The sequence below is a fragment of the Lysobacter firmicutimachus genome (assembly GCF_037027445.1).
Classification (GTDB): Bacteria; Pseudomonadota; Gammaproteobacteria; order Xanthomonadales; family Xanthomonadaceae; genus Lysobacter; species Lysobacter firmicutimachus.
On the sequence record NZ_JBANDL010000002.1, the window covers coordinates 4,802,613 to 4,814,308 of the forward strand.

The 11,696-nt window shown below is 70.7% G+C and carries 8 protein-coding genes and 1 pseudogene; 1 reads left to right on the plus strand and 8 read right to left on the minus strand.

Annotated elements, in window-relative coordinates; genetic code table 11:
• Window positions 1–240: 240 nt before the first annotated feature.
• Window positions 241–543: pseudogene (locus V2J18_RS20755) on the minus strand (DUF4156 domain-containing protein); the annotation flags it as partial.
• 238 nt (window positions 544–781) lie between these two features.
• Window positions 782–3,643 (minus strand): M16 family metallopeptidase, encoded by a 2,862-nt coding sequence (locus V2J18_RS20760; RefSeq protein ID WP_336132759.1) that lies wholly within the window; start codon window positions 3,641–3,643, stop codon window positions 782–784.
• A gap of 131 nt (window positions 3,644–3,774) precedes the next feature.
• On the opposite strand from V2J18_RS20760, the gene V2J18_RS20765 reads away from it, so the two are divergent.
• Window positions 3,775–4,239, plus strand: a complete 465-nt coding sequence (locus V2J18_RS20765; RefSeq protein ID WP_064749071.1) for a tRNA (cytidine(34)-2'-O)-methyltransferase — start codon at window positions 3,775–3,777, stop codon at window positions 4,237–4,239.
• Window positions 4,240–4,306: 67 nt separating this feature from the next.
• Here V2J18_RS20765 and V2J18_RS20770 read toward each other — a convergent pair whose 3' ends face one another.
• From V2J18_RS20770 to V2J18_RS20795, 6 genes are all read right to left on the minus strand, one after another.
• Window positions 4,307–5,536 carry an MFS transporter gene (locus tag V2J18_RS20770; RefSeq protein WP_336132760.1) on the minus strand — a complete coding sequence of 410 codons (1,230 nt, stop codon included), beginning with the start codon at window positions 5,534–5,536 and terminating at the stop codon, window positions 4,307–4,309.
• A 9-nt stretch (window positions 5,537–5,545) separates the two neighbouring features.
• On the minus strand, window positions 5,546–6,400 hold the full coding sequence (locus tag V2J18_RS20775; RefSeq protein ID WP_336132761.1) for a Rossmann-like domain-containing protein: 855 nt from the start codon (window positions 6,398–6,400) through the stop codon (window positions 5,546–5,548).
• A gap of 9 nt (window positions 6,401–6,409) precedes the next feature.
• Window positions 6,410–7,675, minus strand: a complete 1,266-nt coding sequence (locus V2J18_RS20780) for an ATP-grasp domain-containing protein (RefSeq protein ID WP_336132762.1) — start codon at window positions 7,673–7,675, stop codon at window positions 6,410–6,412.
• 35 nt (window positions 7,676–7,710) lie between these two features.
• Window positions 7,711–8,781 (minus strand): pyridoxal-phosphate dependent enzyme, encoded by a 1,071-nt coding sequence (locus tag V2J18_RS20785; RefSeq protein ID WP_336132763.1) that lies wholly within the window; start codon window positions 8,779–8,781, stop codon window positions 7,711–7,713.
• Complete coding sequence (locus V2J18_RS20790; RefSeq protein ID WP_336132764.1) at window positions 8,778–9,653, minus strand: GHMP family kinase ATP-binding protein; 876 nt, start codon at window positions 9,651–9,653, stop codon at window positions 8,778–8,780. The genes V2J18_RS20785 and V2J18_RS20790 overlap by 4 nt, the downstream gene beginning before the upstream one ends.
• A gap of 104 nt (window positions 9,654–9,757) precedes the next feature.
• Window positions 9,758–11,695: a TonB-dependent receptor gene (locus V2J18_RS20795; protein WP_336132765.1), complete on the minus strand. Its 1,938-nt coding sequence runs from the start codon at window positions 11,693–11,695 to the stop codon at window positions 9,758–9,760.
• Window position 11,696: the final 1 nt, after the last annotated feature.

Consider the following 11,696-nt stretch of genomic DNA (forward strand, 5'->3'; position numbering starts at 1 on the left):
AAAGTGCGACAGGTTAGCGCCTTCACGCCCCCCATGCACCCTTTCCGAACCGCCCCTGAACCGTGTCCCAGCCGCCGAAAAGACCTATTAACCCTTATATATCAATCGGTTACAGCGCAAATGTGCTGTCCGAAAAGCCGTACGCCGGCGTTCGGATTTGCCGCTTCAGCCGCCCACCGGATAGGTCTGGGCCGCAGAGCCGGGCGCGGTTTGCGCGGCCGGGGCGGCTGCGGCACCGCCGCAACGGTAGGCCGCGAAGCGCTGCTGGCCCTGCGCGGGCGCGGCCAGCGGCTGGATCGTATCGGCCTGCAGGCCCGGCGCTTCATTGCGGGCCAGGGTCTCCAGTTCCTCGCGCACGCGCAACTCGTTGCGCTCGTAGAAGGCGACGTTGTGCTTGACCGCCACCACCACTTCGCCGCGCTTCTCGCAGGCCGGCGCGGGGCCCGCCGAGAGCACGCGCACCGCCTGCGCGCCCGGCGCCATCTGCACCCAGGTGCAGGCCGAAACGGTCAGGGCCAGGGACAGGATTGCCAACGCGCGCATGCGGACCTCGCTCAGGATTCGATCGCGCGCATTGTCGCCGGATTCGGCTGAGCGCGGTAGGAATACGGATTGTCCTCGGCAAGCGAAGACGGACGGGGCGCATTGAGCGGGCTTTGATCCCCCCGTCCCTTTCAGCCTCACCCAAGCGAAGAGGGCCGCGTCGACGACGCGGCCCTCCTTGCCGTCCCCGCCGCCCCCCTTTTTTGAAGCACAGGGGCCGGAGGCTCTGTTGTCGCCGTTATCGCACCGGCTTGCCGTCGTGATCGATCACCTGCACCTGCCCGAGCTTGAGCCCGCGGATCGGCTGCTCGATCTTGGACAGGTCGCCGACCACCACCCAGGTCAGCGCCGCCGGGTCCAGGCGCTTGGCCGCGGCTTGGACCAGCGCCGGGGTCATGGCCTCGTTGCGCGTCCTGTACTCGAGGATGTAATCGGCCGGGCGGCCGTAGCGCTGGTCGGCGCTGATCTGCGCCATCAGCGCGTCGTTGGTCTCGTACGCGCCCGGCAGGCTGAGGGTGTTGGCGGCGCGGATCTTGGCCACCTCGGCCTGCGTCACCGGCGCGCTGCCGTCGACGAAGGAGCCGATCTCGCGCTTGAGCTCGGCCAACGATTCGACCGTCTTGTCCGACTGCACCGCCGCCTGGGCGATCCACGGCCGCTGGCCCTTGGCGTTGCCCGAGCCGCTGTAGGAGCCGTAGGCCCAGTGCTTGTCCTCGCGCAGATTCATGTTCAGGCGCGAACTGAACTCGCCGCCGAGCACGCCGTTGGCGAAGTCGAAATCGATCGTGCCGGCGTCGCCGGTCGGCGGGATCAGCTCGCCGACGTAGATGTTGGACTGGATCGCGCCGGGCTGGTCGACCAGGAACACACGCGGCGCCTTGGGCCGCGCGACCGTGTTCAAGGCCGGCAGGGCCGGCGCGTCGGCCGCCGGCTTCCAGTCGCTGAAGCGGCGCTCGAGCTCGGGCACGATCGCCTCCAGGCTGGTATCGCCGACCACGAACACCCGCGCGCGGTGCGGCTGCAGCCAATCGCGATGGAAGGCGACCAGCTGCTCGCGCTTGAGCCCGGCGATCGAGGCCTCGGTGCCGGTACCGGTGAACGGAATCGCGTAAGCGTGGCCTTCGCCGTACAACAGCGGCGGCAGCACGCGCAGCGCGGCGGTCTGCGGCCGCGCCTTCTCCTGCTTGATCCCGGCCAGCCATTGCGCGCGCACGCGCTCGATTTCGGCCTCTTCGAAGCGCGGGCGGCGGATCACGTCGGCGAACAGGTCCAGCGACTCGCCGAGTTTGTCGGTCAAGGCCGACATGGCGACGTTGGCGCTGTCCAGGCTGGCGCTGGACGACAGTTCCACGCCCAGCGCTTCCTTGCGCGCCGACAGCGCCAGCGCGCCGTACTCGCCGGCGCCCTCATCGAGCATGGCCATGGCGAAGCTGGCGGTGCCGACCGGATGGCCGAGATCGGCGCTGAAGCCGCCGGGAAACTCCATCCACAGCTGCACCACCGGGGTCTGACGGCGCTCGACCAGCACCACCTCGGTGCCGTTGCTCAGCGTCGCGCGCTGCGGCGCGGGGAAGCGCAGCTCCGGGAAGCGGTCGGTCTTGGGCACGCCGGCGCTGCGATCGACGTCGGAGGCGACGGTCTTGTAGCGCGGGTCGGCGGCCGGGATCGGGGCCGGCTTCGTGGCCGGCGCGGCGTGCGCGGTTTCCGGCAGCGACGAGGCCGGTTTGTCGCCAGGCTGGACCAGCAGGGTATGCGAGCCGGTCCCGAGCCAGGTGCGGCCGGCGGCCTGTACGCTGGCCGGCGTCGCCGCGGCGATCCGCGCCAGATCGTCGCGGAAACAGTCGGGCTTGCCGGAGAACACGGCGCAACGCGCCAGCACGTCGGACTTGCCGCCGAAGCCGCCGATGCGCTCGATGCCGCGGATGAAATCGGCGCGCAGCGAGGTCTGGGCCTGCTCGAGTTCCTGCGCGGTCGGGCCCTGTTCGATCAGGCGGCGGATTTCTTCGTCGATCGCCGCGCGGACCTTGGCCGGGTCCACGCCCTGCTTGACGTTGGCGACCACCACCAGGGTGCCGCTGATCTCGGCGTCGTTGCTCGACACGCTGGCGCTGTCGGCGATGCGGTCGCGGTGGACCAGGCGCGCGTCCAGGCGCGAGGCGGCGCTGCCGCCGAGGATCTGCGCGAACAGTTCCAGGTCGGCGCCGTCGCGGGCGCCGAACTGGGCCACCGGCCAGGCGCGGTAGACGCGCGCCTGCGGCACCCGGTCGGGCACCACTTCCTCGGTGTCGCGCTCGCGCTTGGGCACGCGCGCGGCCATCTTCGGCACCGTAGCGCTGGCCGGAATGTCGCCGAAGTAACGCAGCGCCTTTTCCTTGGCCGTGGCCAGGTCGATGTCGCCGGCCAGCACCAGCACCGCGTTGTTGGGGCCGTACCAGCTGCGGAACCAGGTCTTGACGTCGTCCAGCGAAGCCGCGTCGAGGTCGGCCATCGAGCCGATGGTCTGCCAGCTGTAGGGATGATCGGCCGGGTACAGGGCTTCGTAGAGCTTGGCGCTGATGCGGCGGCCGTAAGGCTGGTTCTCGCCCTGGCGCTTCTCGTTCTGGACCACGCCGCGCTGCTCGTCGAGGGTCTTCTGATCGATCGCGCCGAGCAGATGGCCCATGCGGTCGGATTCCATCCACAGCGCCATGTCCAGCGCGGTGGTCGGCACGTTCTGGAAATAGTTGGTGCGGTCGACGTTGGTGGTGCCGTTCTGGTCGGTCACCCCGACCAGTTCGAACGGAGCGAAGAACTCGCCCTTGTGGTTTTCCGAGCCCTGGAACATCAGGTGCTCGAACAGGTGGGCGAAGCCGGTGCGGCCGGGCTGCTCGTTCTTGCTGCCGACGTGGTACCAGACGTTGACCGCGACGATCGGCGCCTTGCGGTCGGTGTGCACGATCACCCGCAGGCCGTTGGGCAGGGTGAATTCCTCGTAGGGAATCGAGACTTCGGCGCGCGGCGCGGCCAGCGCCGGCGTGCATACCGCGCCGCCAAGCGCGGCGCCCAGCGCCAGGGCGAGCACGGCGGCGCGCGGCAGGGATCGGGTCGGGAAGGAGGGCATGGGCGGGGCTCCGGTCGGGCGTCCGTGCGGGACGAAGCCGCCATCCTAGGCCGTAGCGGCCGCAGCGGCATGGGCCGGCGGTCACAGGGGGGGATGCCGCGCCGCTGCGTTGCGCGTCGCATAATGGCGTCATGTTCGAGGTCATCCTGTACCAGCCCGAGATACCGCCCAACACCGGCAACGTCATCCGCCTGTGCGCGAACACCGGCGCGCGCCTGCACCTGGTCGCACCGCTGGGGTTCAGCCTGGAGGACAAGCAACTGCGCCGCGCCGGGCTGGACTATCACGAGTACGCCAGCCTGCAGGTCCACGAGAGCCTGCATGCGGCATTGCAGGCGATCGCGCCGCCGCGACTGTTCGCGCTGAGCACGCGCAGCCAAGTGCGTTACGACCGCGTCGCCTACGCGCCCGGCGATGCCTTCCTGTTCGGCCCGGAAACCCGCGGCCTACCCGAGGACGTGCTCGAGCGCATCCCGGCCGAGCACCGCCTGCGCCTGCCGATGCGCCCGGACAATCGCAGCCTGAATCTGTCCAATTCGGTCGCGGTGGTGGTGTTCGAGGCCTGGCGCCAACACGGCTTCGACGGCGGCGCCTGAGCGCCGCGCAGGAACAGGCGAAAAAGGCTCCCCCGGGCGTCGGATCGCGCCGGGGGAGCAAGTCCACTCAGGGAGAGGTCGCCGGGGCGCGCGCCGCACCGCGCGTAGCCCAGGCCAAGCCGAACGCGCCGAGCAGACCGACCGCGCAGAACGTCGCCCACGGCAGCCACGGCAGGCGCAACGCCGCGGCCAGGTCGATCAGGCCGCCGCCGGCGAGACTGCCGAGCCCGCCGCCGACCGCCAGGCTCAGCGAACTCACGCCGAGGAAGGTGCCGAGCGCACGCGGATCGGCCAGGTCGGCGATCAGGGTCTGCTGGCTGGGCCGGGTCAGCACCGCACCGATCGCGAACGCGGCCACGCAGGCCAGGAATGCGGCAAAACTCCCGACCAGAGCGAACGCGCCGATCGCCAGCGCCATCAGCGCCGTGCCCAGCACCAGCATCTGCGCGCTGCTCAACCAGCGTTGCAACCAGCGCACCAGCGCGTACTGCAGCGCCAGGGTCAGGCCGGCGCTGAGCGCGAACATGATGCCGACGCTGTCGGTGTCGCCGGTCAGCCGCTGCGCGAGCAGCGGCAGGCTCAGATTGATCTGCACCGCGACGAACCAGTACAGCATCAGCAGCCCGACCAGGACCAGGAAAGGCCGGTTGCGCCGCACCCGCTGCAGACCGTCGCGCAGCGGCGGCGGCCGCGCCGGCGGCGGCACTTTCGGCAACCAGCGCACGGCGATGACGAAATTGGCGGCGAAGCAGGCCGCGGCCCCGAGGCAGACCAGGGCGAAGTCATAGCGCAGCAAGGCCACGCCGAGCAGCGGCCCGAGCGTGGTCGCCGCGCCGCCGATCCAGTTGCTGAGCGCGTAATAGCGCGGCCGGCTGCGCTCGTCGGTGAGCGCCGCGATCGAGGCCTGGTAAGGCGCTTCGAACATGGCCCCGCCGAGCGCAGCCAGCAGCATCGCCAGCAACAGCCAGCGCAGTTCGGTCGCGTAAGCCAGGCTGGCGAAGCCCAGCGCACGCAGCAGCACGCCGAGGCAGATCATGCGCCGCGCCCCGTAGCGGTCGGCGAGCAGGCCGCCGAGCAGGGCCAGGCCCTGCTGGGCGACCTGGCGCAGCGCCAGCGCGCCGCCGACCGCGGCCGCGGCCAGGCCGAGGCGATCGACGAAATGCACCGCGACCAACGGCATGAGCATGGCGAAGCCGGTCACCATGAAGAAGGTGTAGAGCAGCAGACCGTTGAGGCCGCGCCGGCGTTCGGCTTCGCTGGCCGGCGCCGGCACAAGGGCAGCATCGAGCGCGCTCACCGCCGCGCCTCAGGCCGCGCGCGCGTCACCGCGGCCAATGCCGGCGGCGCGGTAGAGATGGATCGGGGTCGGATCGGCGCTGAACTGCGAAAACGGAAACGGTTCGGCCGACACCGCGGCGACGCCGTGGCCGAGAAAGCGCGGCACGATCGCGCTGCCGGTCTGGGCGTAGACCACCAGCGGCACGCCGCGCGCGCGCAGCGTGGCCAGGATCTCGTCGAAGGACCCGTTGCTGAGCGTCATCCCGGTGGCGATGACCAGATCGGCCGCGGCCAGCACCGGACGCATGTCGCGCGCGACCTCGGTGCCGTCGGCGGTGAACTCGAGATTGAAGTCGCAGGGCAGGCACACGCCGCCGTGCGAGCGGATCGCCTCGACCAGGGGATTGACCACGCCGATCAGGCCGACCCGCATGCCGGGCGCGATCCGCAGCAGGCTGGCGATCGCCGCGTCGCGCGCCTGCGCGCGCTGCAGCGGCGTGCCGTGCGGCAGCAAACGCGGCTCGGCCCCGGCCTGTTCGCGATGCGGCCGGACCAGCGCCAGATAGGCGTCGAGCGCGGCGATCCGCACCGGCGTGCGCGGATCGCGCAGCAACTCGGCGAGCGCGCGGCCGGACAGCTCCTCGGCCGCCGACGGGTCGAGCTGGTCGCGTTCGACGCAGCAGCCGCCGAACGCGGACTCGACCCGCAGCACCAGGTAGTGATTGCGGTACTTGGTGTCGGTGCCGGGGAACTGGGTGCTCTGGCGCACCCAGAACGCGCCGACCGCGTGCAGGCCGGCCGGGTCCGGGCCGTAGTCGCCGCGCAGCACGGCCTGGGTGAGGTCGGCGACGCTGGCCGGGGCAACAAGGGTTTCGAAGGTCATGGCAGTCGCTCAGGCAGCCGGGTCGGCGTAGGTCAGGGCCAGGCGCGACAGCGCGCGCTCGGCGTAGGCGCGGGCCTGCAGGCCGTCGCGGTCGCTGGCGATCACGTGGCCGAGGTAGCAGGCGTTGTCGATCGGCGCGGAGACGTCGCTGCCGGCGACCGCGGCCAAGCTCCAGCGCTCGACGTGAGGATCGGCGTCGAGGCCGGCGGAGCCGTCCAGGGCCGCGACCTTGCCGGCGCGCGGCGGCACCAGGAACTTGATCGCCGCGCTGGCCACGCCGGTGTCGCGCCGTCGCAGGTCGGGCTCGCGGCCCAGGGCCAGCTCGATCTGCGCATCGAGCAGGTCGATGCCGGTCACGCGCTGGATCAGTTCGGCGATGTAATTGCCGCCGGGGCGCGGATTGATCTCGACGATGCGCGGCCCCTGCGCGGTCAGTTTGACCTCGGTGTGGCTGAGGCCGTGGTCGTGGCCGACCGCGGACAGCGCGCCGCGCACCAGGTCTTCCACCGCGCGCGCCTGCACGGGATCGAGCCGGGCCGGGAACATATGCCCGTCCTCGACGAAATAGGGAAAGCCGGTCAGGCTCTTGTCGGTGATGCCGATCACCGTGGTCGCGCCGCGATAGGTGCAGGCCTCGACGCTGACCTCCTCGCCGTGCAGGTACTCCTCCAGCAGCAGCAGGGGCACCCGCGCCTGATCGCGGAAGTTGCGCGGGAACTGCTCCAGCGCGTCGAACGCCGCGCACAACTCTTCCTCGTCGCGAACCAAGCGGACGAAGGCGCTGGAGGCCAGGTCGGTCGGCTTGAGGATCAGCGGGTAGCCGATGCGCTGCGCCTCGCGCCGGCACTCGTCCCAGGACGCGGTGACGGCGAACTTCGGGTTCGGCAGCCCGGCGCGCTCGATCGCCTCGCGCACCCGGTCTTTGCGCCGCTCGTCGACCACGTTGGCCGAGAACGCCTGCGGCAGGTCCAGCGCCTGCGCCACCTGGGCCACGGTGTCGATGTAGTAGTCGCAGATGGTGACCACGCCGTCGAAGTTCAGGATCGCGTGCTGGGCGCGCAGGAACTCGATCAGCGCCGGCACGTCGTTGGTCTCGGCGCTGAGCACGTGTTCGGCGTGCTCGATCACCGGGTGGATCTCGCACGTGCGCGTATCGCGGTAGTGGTCGCGGTTGCGGGTGACGAAGGTGTAGCGGTGGCCGAGCCGGGCGATCGCCGGCGGAAAGATCCGCCCGGTGCCGCCGACCCAGCTTTCGATCATCAACAGGTGCGCCATCGCAGTCTCCTGAGGGCGAGGGGGTGGGTTGCGTATCAGTGCGCCAGCGCCGGCTCGGCCGTCGCCGGCGCGACACAGCCGGAAGCAGCGGGCTCGAATCGGGCCGGGTCGAAATCGGCGCGTCCCCAGGCCATCGCCGACCACGGCAGTTGCAGCTGCTGCAGCGACTCGATCGCAACCGGCGCCAGCGCATCCGGGTCGAGCGCACGCTCGTACTCGGCGAACACGCCCTCGACGTAGCGGTGGCCGGTATCGGCGGCGAGGAACACCACGTTGCGCTGCGGATCGCGCCGCGCCTCGCGGCGCGCGACCAGGTAGCAGCAGCCGCTGGACAGACCGGCGAACACCGCGTGCTCGCGCAGCAGCGCCACCGCGCCGGACAGGCCGTAGTCGAACGAAACCCAATGCACCTGGTCGTACAGGGCATGGCGTACGTTGCGGAACGGGATCGAACTGCCGATGCCGGCGATGATGATGCCGGGGTCTTCGAGGTGCTGGCAGCCAAAGGTCATGCTGCCGAACGGCTGCACGCCGATCAGTTGCACGCCCGGCTCGGCGGCGCGCAACGCGCGCGCCAGCCCGCCGGTGGAACAGCCCGAGCCGACCCCGCCGACCACGCTCAGCGGCGCGCAGTCCAGGCCGGCGACGATCTGCGCTGCGACCGGCGCGTAGCCGTCGTAGTGGATGTCGTCGTGGTATTGCTGCATCCAGTGCAGGTTGGGATCGGCGGCGAGCAGTTCGCGAATCCGCGCCACGCGCAGGCTCTGGTCCAGCTTCAGGGTCGGCTGCGGCTCGACCTGCTCGACCGTGGCGCCGAGGATGCGCAGCTGCAGCATCAGGGCGCGGTCGACGGTCTTGGAGCCGACGATATGGCACTTGAGCCCGAACTTGTGGCAGGCCAAGGCCAGGGCATAGGCGTAAATGCCGCTGGAACTGTCGATCAACGTCGCCTCCGGACCGATCCGTCCGCTGTCGAGCAGGCCCTGCACCGCCGCCAGGGTCGAATAGACCTTCATGGTCTCGAAGCGGGCGACGTAGAGATTGCGTTCCAGCCGGATCAGGTCCGGCGCCTTGATCGCATCGGCGATGTGCGCATGCGGGCTCATCGGACCCCCGTTTCGATGAAGCGGCAGGCGTGGCCGAGACCACGGAAGAACGAGGACAACGCCCCCATGCGCAGCGCATCGGGCCGCAGCGCGTACAGGTAGCCGATCAGGCTGCCGGTGTGCGCGACCAGCACGCCGTCGGCGCCGAACTCGCGCCGGCGTTCGAGCAGTTCTTGCAGATGCCGTTTGGGAGTGACGCCTTGGGCGAGTTCGGCGCTGCGCGTGGCGCAGGCGCAGATCGCGGCGACGTCGTGGGCGGCGAACGCATCCAGCGCCCGGCGCAGGTTCGCCCGATAGGCCGGCAACTGCCGCCGGTAGTGGCTCAGCAGGGGCGCGGCCAGCTTTTCGGTTTCGACCGTGCCGCCCTCGTCGATGTAGCAGGCGTGCAGGCGCAGCGGCGCGTCGAAGGTCTGCAGCACCTGCTGGCGGCCGCTGAGGTACAGCGCATGGCTGTCCAGAAACACGCTGTCGGAGCGCTCGATGCCGCGCAGCAGGGCCGAGATCGCCGGTGCCGGCGTGTCCAGGCCGAAGATCCGGTCCAGGCAGCGGATGGTGGCGACGATGTCGGCGGTCGAACTGGCCATGCCCTTGCCCAGCGGCAGTTCCGAGTCGTGGCTCCAGCGTCCGTGCGGCAAGCGTCGCCGGTGCCGATGCAGGTACAGCTCGATCGCGCGCCGGCATTTGTCCTTGCCGGCCAGGTCGGCGTCGATGTCGCCGTCCTCGCCGGGCGCGAAATGGATCCAGCTGTAGCGCCGCACCGGCAGCGAAATGATGCCGATCTGCAGTTCGCCCTCGTGTTCGCACGGGCCTTGCAACAACTCGCCCAGCGTGCCGTGGCAGACCCCGCTGTGTATCGTCCGCAGCGGCGGCACGTCCCCCTGCCCCCTCGCCGCCGCCTCGGCCGCATCGCGGCCGCCCGCACTCCGTGTCGCCGTTCGCTCCTGCCGCAGCATCGCCGCGTCTCCCGTCAGAAGGTTCAACCGCCGAAATCGACCGTCAGTTGCGCGCTGAAGCGGCGACCGTCGGTCAAGCCGAAACTGTTGTGGCCGTAGATGTTCCAGGTGTAGGTGTCGGCGACGTTGGCGACCAGCACGCGCAGGCTGGCCGGCGCCTCGCCGAGGCGGAAGCGGTAGCGCGCGCCGAGATCGACCAGGGTGTAGGCCGGCACCCGGTTGACGCCGTCGCGAGAAGCCACGCGCTCGCCGTAATGGCTCATCGCCAGATCGAACGACAGGCCGGGCCGCCACGCCGGGCGATACTCCAGGTCGGTGCGCAGCAGGCGTTCGGCCTGGCCGATCGGACGCTCGCCCACCCGGCCCAGCCGCACCGCTTCGCCGCCGACCCGCGGCCGCATCAGCACCGCGCCGGCGACCAGGCTCCAACGGTCCGACGGCCGCCCGCTCAGGCTCAGTTCGACGCCGCGATGGCGAACTTCGCCGATCGCGCCGAACACGTTGCGCTCGTCGGTGGTGAAGTACGGCTTGCGCACGTCGAAGGCGCCGGCGACCAGGCTCAGGCCGTCGCCGAATTTCCAGCGCAGGCCGGCGTCGCTCTGGCGGGTGCGGATCGCCTGCAACGCCTGGTTGCGGTTGGCCGCATCGTCCGGCGCGATGCCGCTCTCTTCCAGGCCGCGGGTATGGCCGGCGTACAACGCCAGGGCCGGACTCAGGTACAGCGCCGCGCTGGCGCTCGGCAGCCAGGGATCGTCGCGGCTGGCGGTGCGCGGCAGGCCGGGCTGGTCGACCGTTTTTTCGTAATGGCTGCGCTGCAGGCCCAGATTGAGTTCGCCGACCTCGCGCCAACGGCCCTCGTAGGCCAGGCCCGCGGTCCACTGCCGCACCCGGTCGTGGCTGCGCGGACCGAACGCGAACGCCGACGGCCTCGGCACCGGCCGCGCCTCGCCGAGCGCGCGTTCGCCCAGGTCCAGCGCCGGCGCCGAACCGCCGTATTCGTTGTGCAGACGGCGCGCGCGTACCGCCGCATGCAGCACGTGCAGACGCGGCCCCTCGGCGAAGCTGCGGCTCAGGCGCAACTCGCCGCTGCTGCTGGCGTAGCGCTGGCGCGGATCGGCGATCACCTTTTCGCGCGTGCGGCCGTCGGGCGTGGTGCCGGCGAACAGTTCGGCGAACCCGCTGGGCTGATGGTTGATCGAACGGAATACGCCGCCGGACAGCGCCCAGTCGCGGCCGAAGCGGGCCTTGCCGAGTACGCCGTAATTGCGGCTGTCGTACTCGTTGTCCGACCAGCTCTGGCCGAAATGGCGACGGCGCTCGATCCGCGGCGGAAGGTGATTGGCGGAGGTCAGGATGGTCGGCGCCACCTCTTCGTCGCGGCCACGCGAGATACTCCAGAACGGCAGGATCTCGACGTTCTCGCTCGGCCGCCAGCGCGGCACCAGGCCGGCACGCAGATAGCGCGCGTCGGCGCCGTCGTAGTACTCCTCGCGCGCTACCGCGATCCCGGCGGCCAGGCCCAACGTGCCCGGCACGATCGGCAAGCGCGCATCCAGCTCCAGCGCCGGCGCGGCGTAGGCGTTGAGCGCGCCCAGCACGCTGACCACGCGTTCGTCGCCGGCCTTCTTCAGCCGGTAGTCGACGATCCCGGTCGGGGCCGGAAACGGGTAGCTCAGCGCCGACAGGCCGACCCGGATGCTCGAGCCCTCGACCAGCGCCGGCGGAACCGTGCCCTGGCGGTCGAAGTACACCCCGTCCATGCGCACGTTGCCGGCATCGACCGGCGAAAAGCCGCGCACCTGCTTGCTGCTGTACAGGCCGATGCTCTCGTTGCCGAGAGTCGCGCCGAAGGCGTCCTCGGCCGCGGTCACGGCATTGTCGCCGGCGCGTTGCGCGGCGGCTTCGCCGCTGCAGGCGAGCAGGCCGCAGCCCAGGGTCCAACTCCATACTCGCAGGCTCATG